The sequence below is a fragment of the Bartonella sp. CB10SXKL genome (assembly GCF_042195515.1).
In the GTDB taxonomy this organism is placed as follows: Bacteria; Pseudomonadota; Alphaproteobacteria; order Rhizobiales; family Rhizobiaceae; genus Bartonella.
Map to the genome: position 1 here is coordinate 239,943 of NZ_JBHION010000001.1, position 23,094 is coordinate 263,036.

The 23,094-nt window shown below is 37.5% G+C and carries 20 protein-coding genes and 1 tRNA gene; 11 read left to right on the forward strand and 10 right to left on the reverse strand.

Features of this window, described 5'->3' with window-relative positions:
- Positions 1-121: 121 nt before the first annotated feature.
- The 6 genes from ACFIK3_RS00865 to mnhG are packed head-to-tail and all read left to right on the forward strand — an operon-like array spanning position 122 to position 6,167.
- Entirely contained in the window at positions 122-3,043 is a 2,922-nt protein-coding gene (locus tag ACFIK3_RS00865; protein ID WP_273790151.1) for a monovalent cation/H+ antiporter subunit A, read from the forward strand.
- Complete coding sequence (locus ACFIK3_RS00870) at positions 3,043-3,384, forward strand: Na+/H+ antiporter subunit C (protein ID WP_273790150.1); 342 nt, start codon at positions 3,043-3,045, stop codon at positions 3,382-3,384. Before ACFIK3_RS00865 ends, ACFIK3_RS00870 begins: the two co-directional genes overlap by 1 nt.
- Positions 3,384-5,000, forward strand: a complete 1,617-nt coding sequence (locus ACFIK3_RS00875) for a monovalent cation/H+ antiporter subunit D (protein ID WP_375676124.1) — start codon at positions 3,384-3,386, stop codon at positions 4,998-5,000. Before ACFIK3_RS00870 ends, ACFIK3_RS00875 begins: the two co-directional genes overlap by 1 nt.
- Positions 4,997-5,482 (forward strand): Na+/H+ antiporter subunit E, encoded by a 486-nt coding sequence (locus tag ACFIK3_RS00880; RefSeq protein ID WP_273790148.1) that lies wholly within the window; start codon positions 4,997-4,999, stop codon positions 5,480-5,482. The genes ACFIK3_RS00875 and ACFIK3_RS00880 overlap by 4 nt, the downstream gene beginning before the upstream one ends.
- Entirely contained in the window at positions 5,479-5,760 is a 282-nt protein-coding gene (locus tag ACFIK3_RS00885) for a K+/H+ antiporter subunit F (protein WP_273790147.1), read from the forward strand. The genes ACFIK3_RS00880 and ACFIK3_RS00885 overlap by 4 nt, the downstream gene beginning before the upstream one ends.
- A complete protein-coding gene (gene mnhG, locus ACFIK3_RS00890) occupies positions 5,757-6,167 on the forward strand; it encodes a monovalent cation/H(+) antiporter subunit G (RefSeq protein ID WP_273790146.1) in 411 nt (136 codons plus the stop codon). Before ACFIK3_RS00885 ends, mnhG begins: the two co-directional genes overlap by 4 nt.
- 16 nt (positions 6,168-6,183) lie before the next feature.
- Here mnhG and ACFIK3_RS00895 read toward each other — a convergent pair whose 3' ends face one another.
- The 4 genes from ACFIK3_RS00895 to ACFIK3_RS00910 form a co-directional block, all read right to left on the reverse strand.
- A complete protein-coding gene (locus ACFIK3_RS00895; RefSeq protein WP_273790145.1) occupies positions 6,184-6,576 on the reverse strand; it encodes an MliC family protein in 393 nt (130 codons plus the stop codon).
- A 17-nt stretch (positions 6,577-6,593) separates the two neighbouring features.
- Positions 6,594-6,989: an MliC family protein gene (locus ACFIK3_RS00900; RefSeq protein WP_273790144.1), complete on the reverse strand. Its 396-nt coding sequence runs from the start codon at positions 6,987-6,989 to the stop codon at positions 6,594-6,596.
- A gap of 416 nt (positions 6,990-7,405) precedes the next feature.
- Positions 7,406-8,539, reverse strand: a complete 1,134-nt coding sequence (aroB, locus tag ACFIK3_RS00905; protein ID WP_375676128.1) for a 3-dehydroquinate synthase — start codon at positions 8,537-8,539, stop codon at positions 7,406-7,408.
- Entirely contained in the window at positions 8,514-9,146 is a 633-nt protein-coding gene (locus ACFIK3_RS00910; RefSeq protein WP_375676144.1) for a shikimate kinase, read from the reverse strand. The genes aroB and ACFIK3_RS00910 overlap by 26 nt, the downstream gene beginning before the upstream one ends.
- Positions 9,147-9,406: 260 nt before the next feature.
- On the opposite strand from ACFIK3_RS00910, the gene ACFIK3_RS00915 reads away from it, so the two are divergent.
- The 3 genes from ACFIK3_RS00915 (at position 9,407) to ACFIK3_RS00925 (ending at position 12,170) form a co-directional block, all read left to right on the forward strand.
- Complete coding sequence (locus tag ACFIK3_RS00915) at positions 9,407-10,345, forward strand: site-specific tyrosine recombinase XerD (RefSeq protein WP_273790142.1); 939 nt, start codon at positions 9,407-9,409, stop codon at positions 10,343-10,345.
- Positions 10,346-10,423: 78 nt separating this feature from the next.
- Positions 10,424-11,380, forward strand: coding sequence for an acetyl-CoA carboxylase carboxyltransferase subunit alpha (locus ACFIK3_RS00920; protein ID WP_273790141.1), 957 nt, complete (start codon positions 10,424-10,426; stop codon positions 11,378-11,380).
- A 40-nt stretch (positions 11,381-11,420) separates the two neighbouring features.
- Entirely contained in the window at positions 11,421-12,170 is a 750-nt protein-coding gene (locus tag ACFIK3_RS00925) for a murein L,D-transpeptidase family protein (RefSeq protein ID WP_273790140.1), read from the forward strand.
- 1,582 nt (positions 12,171-13,752) lie between these two features.
- On the opposite strand, the gene ACFIK3_RS00930 is transcribed toward ACFIK3_RS00925, so the two are convergent.
- The 3 genes from ACFIK3_RS00930 to ACFIK3_RS00940 all read right to left on the reverse strand — a co-directional run bounded on the left by ACFIK3_RS00930 (position 13,753) and on the right by ACFIK3_RS00940 (position 17,818).
- A complete protein-coding gene (locus tag ACFIK3_RS00930) occupies positions 13,753-14,814 on the reverse strand; it encodes a CobW family GTP-binding protein (RefSeq protein ID WP_375676130.1) in 1,062 nt (353 codons plus the stop codon).
- A 406-nt stretch (positions 14,815-15,220) separates the two neighbouring features.
- Entirely contained in the window at positions 15,221-16,318 is a 1,098-nt protein-coding gene (locus tag ACFIK3_RS00935) for a D-alanyl-D-alanine carboxypeptidase family protein (protein WP_375676132.1), read from the reverse strand.
- Between the two features lie 693 nt (positions 16,319-17,011).
- Positions 17,012-17,818, reverse strand: a complete 807-nt coding sequence (locus ACFIK3_RS00940; RefSeq protein WP_273790137.1) for a 1-acyl-sn-glycerol-3-phosphate acyltransferase — start codon at positions 17,816-17,818, stop codon at positions 17,012-17,014.
- 128 nt (positions 17,819-17,946) lie between these two features.
- Between ACFIK3_RS00940 and thiD the strand changes: the two genes are divergently transcribed.
- Positions 17,947-18,801, forward strand: a complete 855-nt coding sequence (thiD, locus tag ACFIK3_RS00945; RefSeq protein ID WP_375663343.1) for a bifunctional hydroxymethylpyrimidine kinase/phosphomethylpyrimidine kinase — start codon at positions 17,947-17,949, stop codon at positions 18,799-18,801.
- Between the two features lie 1,937 nt (positions 18,802-20,738).
- Here the strand turns inward: thiD and ACFIK3_RS00950 are convergent.
- From ACFIK3_RS00950 to ACFIK3_RS00960, 3 genes are all read right to left on the reverse strand, one after another.
- Positions 20,739-21,020, reverse strand: a complete 282-nt coding sequence (locus tag ACFIK3_RS00950; RefSeq protein WP_375630669.1) for a GNAT family N-acetyltransferase — start codon at positions 21,018-21,020, stop codon at positions 20,739-20,741.
- 16 nt (positions 21,021-21,036) lie between these two features.
- Entirely contained in the window at positions 21,037-21,552 is a 516-nt protein-coding gene (locus tag ACFIK3_RS00955) for a hypothetical protein (protein ID WP_375660493.1), read from the reverse strand.
- 274 nt (positions 21,553-21,826) lie between these two features.
- Positions 21,827-21,901 (reverse strand) — tRNA-Gly (locus ACFIK3_RS00960).
- A 186-nt stretch (positions 21,902-22,087) separates the two neighbouring features.
- Here ACFIK3_RS00960 and ACFIK3_RS00965 point away from each other — a divergent pair.
- The gene (locus ACFIK3_RS00965; protein ID WP_273790096.1) at positions 22,088-23,065 is read left to right on the forward strand and encodes an ABC transporter substrate-binding protein; all 978 of its coding nucleotides are present in this window, start codon (positions 22,088-22,090) and stop codon (positions 23,063-23,065) included.
- Positions 23,066-23,094 lie beyond the last annotated feature (29 nt).

Genomic DNA, 23,094 nt, shown 5'->3' on the forward strand with positions numbered 1-23,094 from the left:
TTTTAAAATTTTAAATGCTTTTAAGTTTTATTAAATCTTATTATCATTAAGTGTGGAATGGGGGGTGAGAATATAAGTTTTTGTCGATGACAAAATATTAAGGCAAAATGGAGTTTAAAGAATGACAACACGGGAAGCAATGTTGGTATTGCTCGTTTTGCTTCCCTTTGGTGGAAGTGCTGTCATTGGCTTTTTTCGTTCGACAGCAAAAAATAATGAAGCCTGGTTTGCTGGGATTGTCGCGCTTTTCTGTCTTATTTTTACAATAATGCTTTATCCGGAAGTTCGCGGAAACCACATAGTGCGTTTAGATATTTCTTGGCTTCCAGAATGGGGAAGCGATTTGATTCTTCGTATAGATGGTTTATCGTGGCTTTTTTGCTTGCTCATTACAGGGATTGGGCTGCTTGTTGTCATTTATTCACGTTATTACATGGATCCAGCGGATTCTGTACCTCGTTTTTTTTCCTTTTTTTTGGCTTTTATGGGATCAATGATAGGAATAGTTTTATCAGGTAATCTCGTCTTTTTGGTTGTTTTCTGGGAACTCACCAGTATTTTTTCTTTTTTGTTGATCGGCTATTGGTACCATAATGCAAGTGCGCGTGAGGGTGCGCGTATGGCTCTAACGATCACAGGTTTTGGCGGCTTTGCCCTTTTTATTGGAGTTTTATTGATTGGGTATACTGTTGGCAGTTTTGATTTGGATAAGGTGCTACAGTCTGGAGATATGATCCGGTCAAGTTCTCTTTATAGTCCTATCCTTATTTGTATTTTATTGGGAGGGTTAACAAAAAGCGCGCAATTTCCCTTTCATTTTTGGCTACCCAACGCGATGGCTGCTCCAACCCCCGTATCGGCTTATTTGCATTCGGCAACAATGGTAAAAGCGGGATTGTTTTTGCTTGTTCGTTTATGGCCTGTGCTCTCTGGAACAGAATCTTGGTTTTGGCTGGTTGGCTTTTCAGGACTCTCGACATTGCTGCTAGGTGCCTATTTTTCCATGTTTCAGCAAGACTTAAAAGGACTGCTTGCTTACTCGACTATTAGTCATCTTGGATTAATTACAACGCTTTTAAGTCTTGGTAGTCCACTTGCATGTGTTGCGGCGATCTTTCATATGGCCAATCATGCTACTTTTAAGGCCTCTTTATTTATGGCTGCTGGCATTATTGATCATGAGACAGGAACACGTGATATGCGTAAACTGTCAGGGCTTTATCGTTCTATGCCTATTACAGCAACTCTTGCTTTAGTTGCGAGTGCAGCGATGGCTGGGGTTCCTTTGTTGAATGGTTTTTTATCGAAAGAGATGTTTTTTGCTGAAGCTGTTGAAACGCATATGGAATCATGGCTCGATTGGATTGCGCCTTATGTGGCAACGCTAGCTAGTCTGTTTAGTGTGACTTATTCTATACGCTTTATTCACGGTGTTTTTTTAGGACCAAAGCCTGACAATTTACCCAAGACTCCCCATGAACCACCGCATTTTATGCGTTTACCAATGGAGCTTTTGGTGTTTATTTGTTTAGCGGTTGGTATTTTTCCTAATTTAACAATAGGACCTATTTTAGATAATGCGGTCGTGTCTGTTTTAGGACCAATGACAATTCCTTATAGTTTGGCTGTTTGGCATGGGTTTAACACTCCATTAGTGATGAGTTTTGTTGCATTATTAGGGGGCGGATTGCTCTATGCTGTCGGGCATCGTTATTTTTTATCCTGTGATGATGGGGCTCCTTTTTTCCGTCACTTAAAAGGACCGCGTATTTTTGAACGCATTCTCGTAATTATTTCTTGGAAATGGGCCCGTGCGGTGGAATCTGCTTTGTCAACACGCCGTTTGCAGATCCAGTTGCATTGGATTTTTTGGGTCTGTTTTGCATTTGTTGGTCTTTTACTTTGGTGCGATGGTTTCATTCCAGTGGGGACATTACCGCTTTTTCCACTTGATATTCCTTTTCTCGCTCTTTGGCTGGTTGGCGGATTATGTGCGCTTTTAGTTGCTTGGCGAGCAAAGTTTCATCGTCTTGCTTCACTTATGCTTTTAGGGGGAGCTGGTTTGATGACTTGTGCAACCTTTTTATGGCTTTCTGCTCCTGATTTAGCAATAACACAATTGGTTGTTGAGGTTGTTACAGTCGTTTTATTATTGCTTGGTTTACGGTGGTTGCCTAAACGTTTGCATGATCCTGGGCCAGCTGCTGTTCATTTTTGGATTCGTTTGCGTCGTTTCCGTGATTTCATCATATCCCTTGTAGGAGGTGCTGGTGTAGCATGGCTTTCTTTTGCAGTGATGACACGTCCTCAAGGTACAACGATTTCTGATTTTTTTCTAACGCATGCTTACTCAGATGCTGGTGGTCGCAATGTTGTGAATGTGTTGTTGGTTGATTTCCGTGGTTTTGATACCATGGGAGAAATTGTGGTTTTGGGTGTTGTTTCCCTTACTGTTTTTGCCCTCTTACGACGTTTTCGTCCTGCGCCTGAGAGTATTGATGCGCCTTTTCAACAACGTATCCAGAAAGCCTTTGATATAGCACAGCCTAATCGAAATGTGGGAGATACAGTATTAAATTATTTAGCTGTTCCTGCTGTTATTATGGGTTGGCTCTTTCCGATTATTATTGCTTTTGCTATTTATTTATTCATGCGAGGGCATGATCTGCCAGGAGGTGGATTTGTCGGTGGTATTACTTTGGCGATAGGGTTTATTTTACAATATCTTGCACGCGATATTCGGTGGGTGGAAACGCATTTGAGAGTTTTACCTTTGCGTTGGATAGGCTTTGGCTTATTGTTGTCAGTTGTAACGGGGATGGGCTCTTGGTTTTTTGGATATCCTTTTTTAACATCCTTTTTTCGATATATTCATCTTCCGTTAATTGGGAAAGTTCCCATGACATCTGCTTTTTTGTTTGATTTTGGTGTACTTTCTCTTGTGTTGGGAGCAACTGTTCTCATTTTAATTGCACTTGCACACCAGTCAATTCGGAGTTACCGAATCGGTAAGAAACCTATTTTAAAAGAGAAGGAAAATTAATGGAAATTGTTCTTTCTTTGGGTATTGGTGTTTTTGTCGGATCAGGTATTTGGCTTGTTTTGCGTCCACGTACTTTTCAAGTCATTCTTGGTTTGTCCTTGATCTCCTATGGTGTTAATCTTTTTATATTTTCAATGAGTAGACCGCGTAGTAATGCTGCTCCAATTGTTGATCCTACCACTGTTATTAATCCAGCTAATTATGTCGATCCTCTCCCACAAGCCTTGGTGTTAACTGCGATTGTGATTGGTTTTGCAACAACAGCTTTATTTTTAGTTATCTTGTTGGTTTCACGTGGTTTAACGGGTTCTGATCACGTTGATGGACGTGAGGTGCAATAATGGAAGTAGGGGTGCATCATCTCCTTATTTTGCCTATTCTTTTGCCGTTAATCACTGGAGCACTTCTTCTTTTTTATGATGAACGTCGTGCAAAACTTAAATCATTCATCAGTCTTTCTTCTGCGGGACTGTTGGTCGTTACTGCCATTTTATTGATTATACGTACTCTTGAAATAGCACCGGCTTGCGATGTTTATCGACTTGGTAATTGGCCGTCTTCTTTTGGAATTGTTTTAGTCCTTGATCGCTTAAGCGCTATGATGCTTTTACTTTCCAGCTTGTTGGTGACTAGCGTGTTGGTTTTTGCGCGGGCTCATTGGTACAAAGCTGGTTCTCATTTTCAGTCACTAATGCAATTTTTTATGGTGGGAATAAATGGTGCTTTTTTGACCGGCGATTTATTTAATTTATTTGTGTTTTTTGAAGTTATGTTAACGGCTTCCTATGGGCTTGCTTTGCATGGTTCTGGTCAGACACGCGTGCGCGCAGGGTTGCATTATGTCGTGGTTAATCTTGTTGCTTCATTATTTTTTTTAGTGGGTATAGCGCTCATTTATGGAGTCGTTGGTACTCTTAATATGGCCGATTTGGCTGTTAAAATAAAATATATATCTTCTACAGATATTGTTTTGTTCGAAATAGGTGTTGCACTTTTAGGTATTGCTTTTTTGCTTAAAGCGGGTATGTGGCCGCTTAATTTTTGGTTGGTGCCAACTTACAGTGCAGTAGCAGCACCCGTTGGAGCTTCTTTTGCACTTTTGAGCAAGGTGGGTATTTATATTATTTTACGTTTAACGTTGCTATGGTTTAGTCCTGAAAGTGAATATTTTAACCATTTTGGTCATACGGTTTTGTTTTATGGTGGGCTTGCCACTATGATTGTTGGTTTTATTGGGGTATTGGCGAGTCAAGTTTTGGTGCGTTTGGCAGCTTATAGTGTCCTTGTCTCTTCTGGTACATTGTTGGCCGCGATCGGCATCGGCAATGCAGCACTGACAGCAGGTGCACTTTTTTATATTGTTTCTTCAACTTTAGCACTGGGAGCTTTTTTTCTTTTGGTAGAGTTGGTTGAGCGCTGTCAAGATGTGGCTGCTAATGTTCTTGCTGTCACAATGGAGGTTTATGGCGACGATGAAGAGGAGGAAGAAGATGAAGTTGGCACATATTTCCCTGTAACCTTGGCAATTCTTGGGGCTTGTTTTGGTATCTGTGCCATTTTGATTATTGGATTGCCACCTTTTTCTGGTTTTGTTGCTAAACTTATGATGTTCATGGCAATTTTAAACCATAGTAGAGAGGATTTTTTTGCCTCTCTTCCGGTTTACCAAGATTGGCTTTTTGTAGTTTTTGTCACCCTCTCTGGATTTGCAGCTTTGATTGCACTGACACGAACGGGTATCCGAACTTTTTGGATTTCTCTTGAAGGTCGCGTTCCACGTGTGCAGGTGATAGAATTTGCACCTATTGCCGTTCTTCTTGCCTTGTGTTTTCTTATAACAATTGTAGCCAGTCCTGTTAGTCATTATATGTCTGAAACCGCTAAGACTTTGTATGAACCTCAAAACTATATTGGGAGCGTTTTAACGGATTTTTCTCTCGGGGAGATGAGTAAATGAATCGTTTTTATACTTCCCCTTTTTTCAGTGGTGGCATTGTCCTTATGTGGCTTATTTTAAATGGTTTTAGTTTAGGGCAATTGCTTTTAGGGATTTTAACCGCTTTGTTTTGTGGTTGGATGATACGGCTTCTGGAGCCAGAGAAGGCTGTTATTAAAAGCTGGAGTGCGGTTTTTCGTCTCGTTTTTCGAGTATTTATAGATTCTATATTCTCAAATGTTTCGGTGGCTTGGTTTGTTTTAACAAAAAGGTCTCGAGAGCAGAAGTCTGGTTTTATTGTAGTACCTCTTCTGCTTCATAATCGCACTGCTTTGGCTATTTTAGCGTGCATCCTTTCGGCAACCCCTGGAACTGCTTGGGTTGCCTATAATAGTAAAAAGGGTGAACTTTTGCTTCATGTCTTAAATTTAAAAAATGGATATGATTACAAACAGTTGATCAAACAACGGTATGAGCAATTGCTTTTGGAGATTTTTTTATGAGTATGGTGATTCTTTATTGGGGGCTTTTCTTTTCACAGTTTTTTTTAAGTTTAGCGGTGATTTTCGCGCTGTTTCGGTTGATTCGTGGTCCACGGGCACAGGATAGAATTGTTGGTTTGGATGCCCTTTATATAACCACTATTCTTTTGTTTCTTACATTCGATATTCGTTCTGGAACAACCATTTATTTTGTCGCAGCTCTCATTATTGGGTTGTTGGGTCCTGTCTCGAGTATTGCTTTGGCGAAATTTCTCATGCGAGGGGAGATTATTGAATGAAAGATGATGTATCGCTTGTGGTTGCTATTGCTATCACGATTTTCTTAATATTAGGGTCGGGACTGACATTGATCGCAACAATAGGTTTGGTGCGTTTTTCCAATTTTTATAAGCGTTTGCATATGCTTTCAGTATGTACGAGTTGGGGCGTTGGTAGTATTCTTATTTCTTCATTTCTTTATTCAATATTTGTGGACCATTATTTTGTTTTTCATGAAGCGTTGCTGATGTTTTTTTTGTTTTTAACAGCGCCGATAGCTTCTATGTTGCTTTCACATACAGCAGCTTATCGACATCATTCAGAAGAACAGTCAGAAAAACCGCTGGCTCTTTTATTACACCAGACGGAGGAAAAGTTACCCACATCAGAAGGAACATCAAGAGATGAGAGCCAGCGCGGTTCTTGAAATGTAAGAACCTTCCTTATTCTGTGCTTTTTTCTTCTACACAGTGGATGGGCTTTTCTTCTTTTGGATCATTAATAAGATCGTAAAATATGGCTTCATTTTTAGTTATCCACCAAATGTATTGACCACCCACATATTTTCCTCCAGAAGCGGCAATTACATTAGAACCAACGATGCGCTTACCGTTCCATTTTAAATCAACAAGCGCAATATTGCCAGCATTATGATAAGTTGCTTCAACATGCTCTTTGCTTGTTCCCATATCGCATTGATAGGAGACGGTCTCTGTTGTTGGTTCTGGATCATCTGGTACTTTAATGACTAAAGAACTTGCTAATGCATTAATTGAACCGAGGAGGAACACACTTAAAGTAATGAAAAATTGTTTAGTAAAAGAAATTTTTTTCATAATATTTCCCGTGTTATTTAAAATAATAATGTTGACTCATCTTTACAGAGGATAGGTTTTTTTTCTTCTGGATCCTGAGCAAGGTCATAAAGCGTGACTTCTTTGTTCTTCTCCCACCAGATATACTGAGCTCCTGCAAATTTTGCTCCTGTCGCAGCGATGACATTAGCAGCAATGACACGATCACCGTTCCATTTGAAATCAACCAACGAAATATTGTCAGCATTAAGATAGACTGCCTCAACGCGCTCTTTACCTGTTTCAGTATCACACTGATAGGTAATGATCTCTGTTTTGGGCTCTGGATTGTCTGGTACTTCAATGATTAAAGAACCAGCTAAGCTATTGTTTGAGCTGAAGAGTGATAAACTTAAAGCGGTGAAAAATCCTAAAATGTGCAAAGTTTTTTTCATGATGCTTCCCTATATTCCTAATATTGTGCACAAAGAATAATTTGACTGATACGATGGTGTCTACGGCAGGATTCGAACCTGCGACCCCAGGATTCATACCACTTCGATTTTCACCGCCAGCCTTATCGGCTGTTTGTGGTCTGGACTGTCTCTTCACCTTGAAGCTTTTGCTCTTTAGGTGCTGCCCGTTCAGTCTCTACACCTTTCTCTCATTTGAAGAGAGACTTGGCTCGGGATTGGCATATAGTCGCCCATGAAGCTTTCCCCGAATTTGAGCAGATTCACTTTGAGGATTTCTCCTCAAAGTGCCCAATTTCTTTAGGAATCCTGTGCTCTATCCTACTGAGCTACGCAGACATCATCATATTTAATCTTTAATAGAAGTATAAAAACGAATCAATTATATTCAATATGAATTAACGAATTTCTGTTAATTTTTGTTCCAAAAAGGATAAAACTGCATCTGGTGAAACATTTTTTGCAATAAATGATTGGCCAAGTCCGCGCGTTAAGATGAAGGTCAAATTATTTTGTAAAACTTTTTTATCTTGGGCAATGAGAGTCATTAAAGTTTCAGCATCTGGTAGACACCCTGGGATATCCTTTAATTGTGTAGGTAATCCTATTGCTTTAAGGTGTGCTTCAACGCGTTGTGTAAGCGTGGGGCTTATTAAATTTAATTGAGCAGAAAATTGATGCGCTAGAATCATTCCAATTGCTACAGCTTCACCGTGAATTAAACGCTTTGAGTCATAAGCGGTTGCTGTTTCAAGCATGTGTCCAAATGTATGGCCGAGATTTAAGAGTGCGCGCTCTCCTGTTTCGTGTTCGTCACGTGCTACAATGGCAGCTTTAAATTGGCATGAGCGGACAATGGCTTCTGTTCGCATAGGGCCATTAGAAAAGACTTCTTGTCCATTTTTTTCAAGCCATTCAAAAAAATCAGGCTGGTTAATGAGTCCATATTTGACCATTTCCGCGTAACCAGCACGAAATTCACGCAGTGATAGGGTATCAAGGACACAGGTGTCAGCAATAACGCATTGCGGTTGAAAAAAAGCACCAATAAGATTTTTGCCATATCGGCTGTTGATGCCCGTTTTTCCACCAACAGAGGAATCAATTTGTGCAAGAAGCGTTGTGGGCATTTGAATGAAGTTCATACCACGGCGGATTATACTTGCCGCAAATCCTGCTAGATCGCCAATGACACCACCGCCAAAAGCAATAACACAGTCGCCTCTTTCTAAACGCGCAGCAAGAATTTGATCGACGACAACTTGCAGGGTTGAAAATGATTTTGATTGTTCTCCCGCTTCTACAATAATAGGGACAGTATGAATTTTATTTTTTGTTAATTCTGCTTGCAATATCTCCAAATGAAGGGAAGCAACATTTGTATCTGTAACAAGTGCAAAGCGCGTTGGATAAGGATCTTTTTTGTTAAGAGCATGTTTAATCTGTGAAGCAGCTTGTGTAATCAGACCCGGACCAATGATGATATCGTAACAGTGTTTGTCCAGTTTAACAGTGACGGTTTTGGTTTGCATGCTGGTTATCCCTATTGTTAATTTCTGTGTATAGGTAGTGCTGTACGGATCGTATAACATTTTGTGCTACGGTATGACGGCTTTCTTTATGACTGTTAATTGTTAAGTTTGCCTTTTCATAGATAGGATAACGCTGTTCCATGAGTTTTTGCATGGTTTCTTTAGGATTGGCTGTTTGAAGCAGGGGACGTGTCGGGTGCTTTGAGACACGTTGCATGAGGATATCAAGATCGACTTTTAGCCATATAGATATACCATTTTTGTGAATGGCTTTTCGGATATTTTCATTTATGTAGGCACCACCACCTGTTGCTAAAACAAGGGGACTTTTTTTTATGAGGTTTAGAATAACACGCTGTTCAAGAGCACGAAATTCGGATTCACCATAAATTTCAAAGAGTTCCGTGATTGTCATTTGTGCAGCTTTTTCAATTTCTTGGTCAGAATCATAAAAGGGTAAACGGAGCATGGTGGCGACGCGTTTTCCGATCACTGATTTGCCTGCCCCCATAAGACCAACAAGGACAAGTGCTCTTTTATCAAGGGACGATAAGAGCTGATTCTTTATTTGTGTTATGGGGATTCGTTTTGGTCGATTGCTTTTCATAACTTTATTTCGGCATTTATCCATCTTAAAGTCAATTCCTGTTAATCTTTGTGAGGTATTATACGAGATAGAATATTTTTGGGTAGGTTATTGTCTTATGCCAACATTGACTAGATTTTTGATGATTCTTTTCATTTTGTTTTCTGTTCTTTTCATTATAATGGGTGCTCTTGTGGTTTGGGTTGAACCAGTAACTGTGGATATGTACATTGATGTTCCCTTGGATTCATGGAATCTTTCTACGGAAGTGAATCAATGAAATGAAAAGTGGTGCTGTGATAGATCATTTTCTTGAGATGATGAGCGCGGAGAGAGGGGCTTCACCTCATACACTTGCGGCTTATCAGCATGATTTGCAGTGGGCACAAGACGAATTGTCTTCACACTCTGTTTCGCTTTTTTCAGCACAAAAAGAAGATTTAATTACCCTTTTGTCGCTTATGCATACTTTTGGTTTTGCGGCATCGTCGCAAGCGCGCCGTTTATCGACTTTGCGACAGTTTTATCAATTTCTTTATGCTGAAGGGTTGAGAGCAGATGATCCCTCTCATGATATTGATGCACCTCGTCAGGGGCGTCCTTTGCCCAAAATCATGAGTGAAGATGCAGTGATAAAATTGCTTGATTTGGCACAGTTAGAAGTCAATCAAGCAGATTATGGGTCCAAAGAGTATTTCCGTGCACTGCGTCTTCAGCTATTGATTGAAATGCTGTATGCAACGGGATTACGCATCAGTGAGTTGGTGAGTCTGCCGGTTCAGTCTGTTCGAAGGAAGGAGTACAGCGTTTTGGTTCGTGGTAAGGGCAAAAAAGAACGAATGGTGCTGTTATCAAAAAAAGCATGCCAAGTTCTTTCACAGTGGTTAAACTTGCGTGATCAGGGAAAGGGTGCTACGAGTTCTTATCTTTTTCCCGCGCATTCCGAGACAGGATATATTGCTCGTCAAGTCGTTGCGCGGGAGTTGAAAAATCTCGCTAGAAGAGCAGGAATAGAAAGTGATAGCTTTTCTCCCCATGTGTTGCGTCATGCTTTTGCTAGTCATCTTTTGCAAAATGGTGCTGATTTGCGTGCCGTTCAACATTTGTTAGGTCACTCTGATATTGCTACTACTCAGATTTATACCCATGTGTTGGAAGAGGGACTTTATCGTTTAGTCAATGAGCATCATCCACTTGCCGATGAGCAAAAGGCTCGTTAAAGAAAAGGTGATGTTTTTGAAAAAGACTTTATAAAGCAAATTATAAGTGTATAAGTGACACTGAATGAGTTGACACAAATGTATAATTATCTTGATTTTGAAAAACCAGTTGCTGATCTTGATGGGAAAATTCTTGAATTAAAAAAAATTTCTCAGGAAAAAGGCAGTCTTGATATGAGCGATGAGATTGCTCGCCTTGAAACGCGTTCCCAAACAGCCTTGCGCGATATTTATAAAAAATTATCGCCGTGGCAAAAAACACAAGTCGCTCGTCATCCTAATCGTCCCCATTTTATGGACTATTCTAAACGCCTATTGAGTGACGTTACGCCTTTGGCCGGAGATCGCAAGTTTGCTGAAGATGAGGCTATTCAAGCGGGGTTTGCACGCTTTAAAGGTGAGGCCGTTGCTTATATCGGTCAAGAGAAAGGTTATGACACGCAAACACGTTTGCGCTATAATTTTGGTTCTGCACGTCCAGAAGGCTATCGTAAAGCTGTACGTATTATGGAAATGGCTGATCGTTTTGGTTTGCCACTTCTCACTTTTGTTGATACGGCAGGCGCTTATCCTGGTGTGAGTGCTGAAGAACGGGGGCAGGCAGAAGCAATTGCCCAATCAACAGCTACAACTTTGCGTTTGAAAGTTCCTGTAGTTTCCGTTGTTATTGGAGAAGGCGGTTCTGGAGGGGCGATAGCAATCGCGGCTGCCAATAAAGTTTATATGTTGGAGCACGCAATTTACTCTGTTATTTCACCAGAAGGAGCAGCTTCTATTTTATGGCGTGATCCAGCTCGTGCGAAAGATGCTGCAATGAATATGCGTATTACCGCTCAAGATTTGTATCGCTTAAAGATTATTGATGGCATTATTTCGGAACCTTTAGGGGGAGCACATCGTGGCAAAGAGATTGCCATTGATGCAACGGGTGATGTTATTTCAGAGGCTTTAAAAGCTATGGCTGGAAAAGATGGGGAAGCCCTTAAACAAGAGCGAAGGGAAAAATATCTTCAAATTGGTCGATCTCTAACATAGGTTATTTTTTGTGAGGGGTGTTGGATTGGAGTTTTATTCGATGACATTTAGCAGATTCCTCGCTGTGTGCATGTTGTTTGTAATGGGAATATTGACGGCGTGTGAAGGAAGATTACCAGCTTCTATTCGTGCTAAGGTTGAGCAGCCGTTGCCGCAAGAAATCCAGAATAGAATGGCTTTGTACGATATTGATCCTTATGCACCAATTGTAATGCGATTTTTCAAGGAAGAAAATCTTGCTGAAGTTTGGAAACAATCTCGTTCAGGACCTTTTATCTTGGTTGCTCGCTATGGTATTTGCAAATGGTCTGGTAAGCTTGGACCTAAATATAAAGAAGGGGATCTTCAGACACCAGAGGGTTTTTATACTATTAGCGCAAACCAAATGAATCCTTATTCAAAATATTATCTTTCTTTTAATATAGGATTTCCTAACCTTTATGATCAAGAAAATGGTCGCACAGGAAGCAATCTTATGGTGCATGGTTCTTGCTTTTCCGCAGGTTGTTATTCTATGAGTGATAAGAACATGGCTCAGATTTATGCGTTTGCACGGGATGCTTTTAAAGGAGGACAAAGAGAGTTTCAGTTACAGGCTTTTCCTTTCCGCATGACCGAGGATAATATGTCACGTCATAGCAAGGATCCTCATTATCAATTCTGGGTTATGCTTAAGAAAGGTTATGATTTTTTTGAAAAAAATCGTCAACCTCCAACTGTTGAGGTTTATGGAAAACGTTACGTTTTTAATCGCGATATTGATAAAACTTCAGTTTCTCGAATGCCGTGAGTGTTATTGTATTCTATTGCACTGTAACACTATCACTTAATAATGGCGATACAGGATATGCAAAAACTTTGCACATAAGGTGTTTAAGTGAGTAGTCAATATTTTAAAGCGCAGAGTTTTTTCATAGAGCCTTATGTAAGTAAATCAGATGAGGTGGGAAGCCAAGAGGAATTTTCTCAAAGAAGTTGGATTGTTTGCACATCGGCACTGGTGTCAATCTTCGTTTTTAGTGAAGAGTAAGTTAACATGGAATGTGCCTCTCTTTTTATTTCTTTCAAAGAGTTTTATTCTTTTATGCTGTAAAATATTGTCTTGTCGTGCTGTTATATAAGATACATTCACATATTTTAAAATGCGATATTGCCTCTGTCTGATTTTGGTTTTTTCTTAACAGGGATTTTGATTTCAATTAGCTTGAATAAATATAGAGTTGAGCAGAATATTTTAGAACCAAGAATTTGGCCAATCTGTCTGTGAAATGAATCACATGAAGTGGTTTGCAGATGAAGCGCATTTAGAGAGAAAACAATCTGTTTACAGATTGATGGATATTGAAAATTTTTATCATAACAATTTGATTTATAATGATAGTTTATAATTTTTCAGTTTGAATTAGGGACTAAATATCATAAGATCCTTTTATCTTAAAATTTGTTTATGGTGAATCAATCGAAACCATTTTTTGCACGCCATAAAATTGGATTGGCATGTGAATAAAATTTTTAAAGAAAGGAGTACAGATAGTTCTCATGAGTACTCTAAAGTGCCAAGTTTTTTCAAAACATTTTTAACTGGCAAAAGTATGAGGCGATCAGTTTACATATTTATAGAGTAAAGATGGAGAATGGGCCTTATACATTTCATGGAGAATTTTGTATTATATTATTTATGGGTAGCGTCTTGAAATAGGAATAATGCGTATTGAGAGACGGTGTTTTTAAACGAGTGCGTGAATTCGTGATACAATGGTATTCTATTTTGTGTGAGGGCGACGATTTTACAGATAAGGGTAATATGTTAGCGCTGGAGTGTTTTAATAGATAGTCATTTTCCGGCATGTGATTTTGTAAGAGAGCTAAAAAGTTTCAATTGTGGTAGTCTATGGGGATTTTGCCGCTCAGTGAAAAGGTACGAATAATTTTATGAGAGGCATTATTGTGCAGAAAGCATTGTTAAAAATGTGTATTTTCTTATTTTTTATTCCATTATGTTAATAAACTTGAATAGAAATATTTATGAAAGTTTTTTATAAATTTATAACATATTGATTATAAAGATAATTTAGTGTTATTCAACTTGAATTAGAACCCTGAATACCGTAAGATTCCACATTTCAAAGCTGTTGCATGTTGAATAAATTAAAACCATTTGCTTGCACATTACAAGCGAGGATTGCTGCGTGGGTGAAATTGTACAAGAAAGACTAAAATGCTTTTTACAAACCGTTTCAAGTGCCAAAAGCTTTTTGTTTCAACATTGGGAATTAGCAAAGTATGTAATGATGTGCCGGTTTGCTCCTTTAAAAGCATAAAGATGGTGGTGCCAATGAATTTAATGTTATATCATTGAAGAGGAGAAAAAATTAAAATTTTATTCCTGGAATGACCAGAGGATTTTCTAAGAGAGCTGTTTTGTCTGCAGTATCTATTGCTGGTTTATTAAAAAAAGCATTGAGGAGTTTTTGTATAGCTTCTTTTTCAACACCATCGGCAATGATGACGAAACGTGTTTGTTTTATTCCTTTTGGCCATGCTGGCAATCTTATGGGAGGGTGAAAAAATGTTTGTACGCCATGTAATACGAGTGGGCGATAAGGGTCATCACGCAATGCGATAATTGCTTTAATACGTAATAATTTTGTACCATAACGCTCTTGTAGGAGATCTAAAAAGGCTTCAATTGTGGCGTAATCAACAGGACCCTCACAGTTTAGTGAAAAGGTACGAATGGTTTTATGGGGGGTATGATCATACGGGGTAGTCGTAAGATTTTGTTTAAGTTTTGTATTTTCTACTTTTTCATCCCATAATGTGTTATTTATTAATAGATTTGAACAGAAATCTTCAGAATGGGCGTCAATGATTTGTGCTGTAGGATTCATTGTTTTAAGTGTGCTAAGGAGTGTATCTGAAAGCGTTTGTGGGTCTCTAAGATCTGTTTTGGTGAGAATGATTTTATCAGCAAATATTAATTGTTTATATATTTCAGGATAGCGCTCACATATGGAAAGCGGGCTTAATGTATCAAATGTTGCAAGAACAGCATTTATGGACAATGTTTGAATAAACAACGGGTGGCTTAAAAGTATTTGTAAAATAGGGGCGGGATCAGCCATCCCTGTGGTTTCAATGATAATATGATGGAGTTGTTTGATCTGTCCTGTCTGAACGCGATTTATTAAATCAATTAATGTGTCGATGAGATCACTGCGTAAATTGCAGCATAAGCAGCCATTGGCAAGCTCAATAATTCCTTCTGTCGTTTTTTCAACCAGAAGGTGGTCAATACTGATTTCGCCGAATTCATTGATGATAACAGCACATTCTGTTAAAAGAGGGTCTTGTAGCATACGGTTAAGCAAAGTTGTTTTGCCAGAGCCTAAAAAACCTGTAATAAGCGTGAGGGGGATGCGCTTTATTTTCATGTTAATCATCAATCATAGTTTTGTTTTTAAAAAATATATCTCAGTATGTCTAACCAATTTATAATGGTGTCCGTGAGGGATATAATGGTTAATCCCCCATGAAATCCATTGTACCACTATCTTTACGCTTATAAAGGTAGGTGCACGTGGGTATATCATACACTTTTTAGCGTCAATGTTACGATAATTCTTAGTTCTTGAAAGGACTTATAGGAAGAATTTTTATTCTTTGTTTTAATTATTTTATCTACATGTTTATCCACCTTGTGGTGGCAAGAAACTGGTTTTTATTGCTTCAACAAATACAGATTTGAAATGAGAGAATCTTACAATACTTGTGGTTCTGACATAAGGTACAAAATAATTAATTATCATTATAAATCAAAGTATTATAATTAATTTTAGATTATGATTTATGACTTTTTATAGAATGGTTTGCGTGCCTTTTATACGGAATATAGGGTTTTCTTAGTGGTTTTACTGTCATTTTAGGTGTTTGTGGCGTACGAATGAGATGTACTGATAAAGGATGAGAAAAAGAAGGTGGAGCAGTGATAAAAGGTGAGGTGAGAATAATATTTCCTTGATCATCATATGAATTTGCATGCATTTTTATGGCTTCAGGTGTGCATGTTTGTTGTCTCATATTGTTGGCTTGTGTTATGTTGCTCCCATAAGGTTCTAATGTTGCTAGTGTTAATTGGGGGTTTCCTTGGTGCAAAAATCCTGTTTCAAGAAGTTGTGCAGCTTTTTCTTCTCTTTCACTTATGTTGTTAGCACCTAGAATGACAGCAATAATTGTACGTTTATTGCGGGTGGCTGAGGCAACAAGATTAAAACCAGAGGCACAAATAAAGCCTGTTTTCATACCGTCTATCCCATAAAAACGGCCAATGAGGTTGTTTGAGTTATGTTGGATTTTTCGATTATTACCAAAATCAATGGCTGGAATAGAAAAATAATGAGCATATTGTGGAAATTCTCGACGTATTTGAACGGCTAAAAGAGCAATATCGCGTGCCGTGGAGTAGTTTTGAGGATCTGGTAAACCACTTGCGTTCGCAAAATGGGTGCCAAACATGCCTAAACGTTTAGCTTCGCTATTCATTTTACGTACAAAATCTTTCTGTGAACCCGCAATAGCTTCACTCATGGCAATGGCTAAATCATTGGTAGATTTAACCATGGTAATACTTAAGGCTGTATCAAGTGTGAGTACAGAACCAGCTTTATAGCCTGAACGATATGAGGGAGCTTTTGCGGCGTATTCGCTGATGGTGATATGTTTGTTTGGTGAAACTTCCCCTCGGCTCATGGCACGAAAAATAACATAAGCGGTCATTAATTTTGTCAAGGAAGCAGGATACCAACGCTCAAAAGCTTGATTATGTTTTAAGATACGCCTCGTTGTAACATCAACAGAAATAAAAGGCTGCGCTAGAGCAACAGCGCTGGATAAACTCAAAATCACAGAAAAAAATAAATTATAGAAGAGACGTTGCATTAATTTAAATCTAGTTCCCTCTTATTCGTTATTTAGAATTGTTTTAATGTAGCACACAAAGCTTTTAAGTCTAGGATAGGGAGGAAAGATGGTTAATTGCTGTATCCGTTGTGTATGTGGGATAAAAAACAACACTCATTTTTATTTTCCCCTTGAATTTGGTTTGATGACTTAAGTATCTCAAGAAATACTTTTTAAATAATGAAGATTGTACAAGATTTCAGATTCTTGGGGGATTGATGTTTCTTAGGAAGGAACGAATCTGCATAATCATACATTTTTCTTGCTTTCCTATTAGGACAGCCCTTGGTATTTGAGACGGTTCGTAAAAAGTATTTTAATCTTTTCTTGTATCGTTTTATTCACACGAGGTATCCCCGTTTGTAATGTGCAAGAAAATAATTCTAATTGATTCAACCTAGAGTAGATTTGAAATGAGAAAATCTTACGGTATTCAGGGTTCTCATTCAAGTTGAATAACGCTAAAATATCCTTATAAATCAATGAGATGTATGTTATTTAAATGATTTTAAAGAGAGGAAGAATTCTTTTTCAAAAAAATTTACACATTGATTATTTCTTATCATGTACATGTGTTTTATAATTTTGAATTAGAAAGTTTGAAGTATCTTTCTTATATTTTTGTTCCCTATACTCCGCTCAATATACAAAGTGATGCATTATTCTTATTAATCAGTGCATTGTTTCATGATGATTTAGTTTTTGAAGTTTCTGAACAGCGTATGGTGGCATAGGAGGAGGGGTAGGATCTTGAGCTGCTAAGAGAAGCAGTTCATCACACGCTTTTTCAGTTTTTTGGACAAGTTGATCTAGAAAATCACGTTTGCTTAAACCAGCCTCTATCGGGGGAAGAATACGGACACGAATTGTTCCAGGATAGCGGCGAAAATTATTGCGTGGCCAATATAAACCCGCATTATGTGCAATAGGAACAACTTGAAGTCCTAATTCATTATAGAGCGCGACAATTCCTGACTTATAATCTGGTTCTTGACCGGGTTGTCGGCGTGTTCCTTCGGGAAAAATCAAGATTTGGCGCCCTTGTTTTACTTTCTCTTTTGCTTTTTGTATAATCATTTTTAAGGCTTTGATGGGTGTTGTGCGGTTAATGGGGATAATTTGCGTTTTTGCCATATACCAGCCAAACAATGGAATCCACATCAATTCACGTTTTAAAATGAGAGTGGGATCATCAAAATAGGGAACAAGACTGAAAGTTTCCCAAGCCGATTGATGCTTTGGAGCAATGATGTAGGGTCCTTTGGGAAGATTTTCTAAACCTTCAATCTCATAACTTGTGCCTGCGATGTATTTTTGCAAAAAGAGTGTAACGCGCGCCCATGTTTTAGGGACAATCCATGCCTTTTTGCGGGGCATTAAAAAATAAACGGGAGCGTAAAGAATCATTTGTATGAAAGTTGTTGTATAAAAAGCGAACGTAAAAAGAATAGAACGAAGGATAAGCACTACATTTTCCATTTTATATCTATAAGAAGACTTCGTATATAATATAATTCACATGAGAAAACATCTTCTTTATATTTTTTCAAGCATCTATTTTTCGGTAACTCATTTTCCGATATTTAAAAACAGAAGGAAAGAGGTTGATGGAATTACAAAAAGATAAACTTTTTATTCCACGGATTTTATCTATTGCGGGAACAGATCCTTCTGGTGGCGCTGGAATGCAGGCGGATTTGAAGGTTTTTTCAGCTATGAAAACTTATGGTATGAGTGTGGTTACAGCTGTTGTTGCACAAAATACTCAGGGTGTGCGTTCTTTTCAGGCATTAGATGCTTCTTTTGTTGCAGATCAAATTGATTCTGTTTTTGAGGATATCCATGTTGATGCCGTTAAAATTGGTATGGTTGCAAATGCTCAGATTGCACAGGTTATTGCAGAACGTCTTGCTTATCATAAAGCGCGTTTCATTGTTTTTGATCCGGTTATGGTTGCAAAAAGTGGTGATGTTCTTTTAAAGTCTGATGCAATTGAAATTATGCGTGATGTTCTTGTGCCGATGTCAACTTTGATCACGCCAAATTTGCCTGAAGCTGCACTGTTATTGGGAGGTGAAGTGCAATGGTCTTTAGAGACTATGTATCAATATGCTCCACGACTTTTGGCGCTAGGGTGTCATGCAGTTTTGTTAAAAGGGGGACATTTGAATACGCTTACCAGAAATAGTACAGAAAATTACGATTGTTCTAGTCCAGATCTTTATTGTGATTGTGAAAACCTTGTTATACTTGAAGCCTCTCGTCTTTCAACCACTCATGATCATGGGACAGGGTGTACCATTTCTGCTGCCATTGCAGCTCTGTTACCTACCCAACCTTTGGATTGCGCTGTTAAACAAGCAAAAGATTATTTGCATGGCGCTTTAACTGCTTCAAATGCTTTAAAAGTAGGGAAAGGGCGAGGGCCGCTTCATCATTTTTATGCATTATGGAAAGATTAATACAACAATTGATAGTGAAAAATCTTCACTCTATGAATTTGTTTCGTCATTATATGCTGTTTTGGACTTATGACTATAAGTGTTAGCGCATTGTAGCTTAACAGTTATTTTGTATTAAGAAGGATGAGAAAAAAATGTTATAATTTGTTTCTTTTATATATTTTTTACGATTAATCTATCCTGTTTCAGAGGCAATTTTGAGTATAAAAAAAGAGAGAGAAAGGAATTGTAAAATCAGGATTTGATAGAAAAAAGGATAGAGGGAAAGACCAATATTAAAGCTGTCTGATCCCACTATATTTGCTGTTTCTTATATTGGTGGCAAAACAGGATGAGCCAAAATCGTTATCAAAATTATTGAAGATATCTAACATTTACAGAGTTTTTTGTCGGCATGGATAGGGTTTTCTAAATAGAAATTGATACTTTCTGATGGAATTATCAATGATCTTTCAGGTGATGTGGTAAATTTTTTTCGGATATTACAACGTCATTATCCTTTTTATGGAACTGCTTTATGGAATTATTGGCGTTTCAGATGAGTAGCCATGAGGAGTTTCAATATTTAATACAGCAAGATCTAGAAACTTTCACGCATTTAGAGCGGGTTTTAAGGTTTTTATATTTATAGTGATTAAATTTTAGCGAGAAGATAGTCGATCGTACAATCGGAGTTTCAATAGACCTGTAGCGTATGGTTTAATCTTTTCAAAATTGAATTTTTATTCTGTTGTTTAGCAGATGTTACCATTAAACATTTAAAATGGCCTGATTTTATTGTGCGCTATGACGGTTTCAACACCTTATGTTACCTTATCTTGATTAAAGTTATGTTCCTCATGTAAAATAGAATGCACTTATATTGTTAATTCACATGTTTATTTTAAAGAGATTTCTCTCAAGGTGTGTAACATCCATTTTATAATAATGTTCGTGAATGGTCTAAAGCCTCTATGAAGTGTATAAAACTATTATGCTTCCCATTTTTACGTTTTCAAGGTGAAAGGGGTCCCCCCCTATACTATTTTAGCTCCCAATGTTGCGATAATCTTTGGTATTTCAGAGCGTTCAGAAGAAGAGTTTTTATTCCTTTCTTCAAGTGAATTTTATCGATACGTCAATTTTGCCTGTTATGCGTGAGAAGATGATTGTGAGTGATTTTAATGTATAGAGATTTGAAATGAGATAGTCCTATGATATTTGAGACGCTTGCTCAATATGAATAATTATAAATTATCTTTATAAATCAAGTTGTTAATTTATTTTTGTGTTGAAGATTATTCTGGATAAGAATTTGTTCAAGCAAGAGGATTACCAAATGATGTCCACGCTGTTTGCACAAGTACAAGGGAAAATTTCTTTTGTCTTTCAAATGATGTGCCAGAAATCCCAAAAACTTAATTTACTCTACATAATAGGTGAAAACAGTTTATTTCGTGTAAAAATAATACAATTAGCGTGAGAAATTTCTGATCATCAACTGTGATATAAAAAAGAAACAATACACATAAAGGACCTTTAAATGATCTTTGAAAGTTTTTTTAAGCTCCTTTGGTTATTTTATAAAGCGAAAATTTTTTCTATTAATTAACTAACAGACTAACCATCTAACAAACTATGATGCAACTGTCGTTCTAAATATTTGCTTTCGAGTTCTTCATAATTATCAGTAACAAACAGTAGATTATTGATCATATAAAAAATTTACACTTATTCAACTTAGATTTGTGATAGATATCTTTATTTAAGACAAAGTAAGAAAATAAGAAAATTTGAGTGAGTCATTTAAAACAATTATATTTGTAATGATTTTAGCTTTTCACTATCAGTAGTAAAGGGGATTGGCCAAGCTTCCTTGGTTGTATCGATTGCTTGATCATATTTGAGCTCTGCTGAAAATAATAAATTCTTTTAGTTGATGAGCAAAAAAGAATTCATCACTCAATGATCATGTGTTTATTGGAATAAATTTTAAATTCACCAAAGTTTGTAAAGCCCAATTTTTTATAAATGCCAATTCCCTCGTGAGAGGCTTGCATACCAATAACATGACATTTCTTTCTTTTTAAATGCTCAATAGCAATTTTTGTCATGAATGACCCAACACCTCTTTTCTGAAAATCTGGATTGGTGACAATATCATACACTCCACCAACTCCATCTGCTTTAATACAAAAACATATTGCTACAGGATTATTATTTATATAACCAACGAACATCTCTACATCAGAGTCTTTATTTATAACAACGGCCTATTGTTTCATAAAATATAACTGCTTCTTCATCAAAAGGCTCGAAGACTGATGCCATAACATTTCCATAATCTCTAAAATCTTGAAGTGATTCAACTTCCTTGATTTTGAAGTTATCCGGCATAGAAGTAACATGTGAGTCTATATTTTGCGCTAAAGCTGCCATGCCTACCTCTGTTTCAACATGCTCTAAGCTAATAGATAAGAGAACTTCATCAACTTTATAATGAGACGAATGAGGTCCAACCCACCAAGCTAAAGGTAGTTTCTGCGCATTAAAGGAAGCGATTATAGATTTTGCCTGCTCTACCGGTATAGTTTCTTGTAAATTTTTAGCAGAGATAATATTGAATGTATCTGAAGCAAATGTTGAATTAATAGAAGATACGCCATTTGAAAAATCAACAACCTTCATTTTGGGGCACAATTTTGGTAAAAAACGTACTTTTGAACAAAAATTATTCTCTAATGATAAGTCAATTTTTGATTTGTTTAACATTTGTTTTTCTTGTCATTGCTCATCATTTCTAATTAATCTTTTATACGGGGGCTGTAAAAAATCCGTCTAAGTTAAAAATTATTATCTTAGATCTAAGCCCCAATCCAATAGATGCTTCACAAGAAATTACGAATCTTAGAAAAACTTTGAAAAAAGTAAATTGATACAAAACCGAGTGGAAAAATATACAAAACCTGCTGGCAAGATACATACAGCTACAACAACCGATGACAAGCTATAACTCCACACAAGAACGAATAAATACAAAATTCAATGGAGCGGGCGATGGGATTCGAACCCACGACCCCAACCTTGGCAAGGTTGTGCTCTACCCCTGAGCTACACCCGCTTACCGATTCGATATATGTCTTGTCTGTATGGCGTAGGCTTCTACGAATTGCAACAAAAAAATATCATTTTAGTTTGATTTATTTTGTCCATGTTTAAATAAAATGAAATAAAGATTGATTTTAGAAAATTCTTCAGTAATAAATTATTCCTTTTTTAATTTTTGCATGGAGAGGGGTGGAATATAATGTTGAAGAGAATAAATATATTAGGGATTATCATTGCAACTGTTTTTATGATGAACAGTGTTGCAAAGGCCGATGACCAAGTTAAACACGTTAAAGTTGCAATAACGCAAATTATGGTCCATCCTGCTGCGGATGCTGTTCGTAAAGGTGTGGAAGATGTGCTTGCAGCAAATGGTTATAAGCAAGGTGAAAATTTTCAACTTACCTTTTTATCAGCGCAGGGTAATATTTCAACAGCAACGCAAATTGCACGTAAATTTGTTGGTGATAAACCCGATGTTATTGTAGCAATTACCACGCCTTCAGCACAAACGATGCTTGCGGCAACAAAAACAATTCCTATCGTCTTTGCAGCGATTTCTGATCCTATCGGAGCTAAAATCGTTTCTTCACTTACCAAACCTGGCGGTAATATGACGGGGAGTTCTGATCGTATAGATGTTGCAGAAAGTGTTAGACTTTTACAAGAAGTAAAACCAGATTTGAAAAAAATTGGTTATCTTTATAATGCTTCTGAGGCAAATTCTGTTTCGACACTTAAAACGTTAAAGGATGTAGCAAAAAAAGCTGGAATTGAAATTATTCCCTCATCGGCACCAAAGCCTTCAGATGTGCAGGCAGCAACACGCGCTTTAATCGGTAAGGTCGATATTATTTTTGTTCCTGCTGATAATACGATTTTATCTGTTTTAGAAGGTGCAATAAAGGTCTCAGAGGAAGCCAATATGCCTGTATTTACTGTTGATGCTAATACTATCGGGCGCGGGCCTTTTATGACGCAAGGTGTGAATTTCTATGATGTAGGGGTTGATGCTGGAAAATTGGTCGTGCGTATTCTAAAGGGTGAAAAACCTGGTGATATTGATGTTGTACAGGCAGCTAATAATGACATTCGAATTGATTTGAAAGCAGCCCAAAAAGCAGGGATTGTTATTCCGCAGGCAGTTATTGACCGTGCAACAAAAGTGATTCAATAACTTTTATTGATCAAAGTGTTGATCCTATA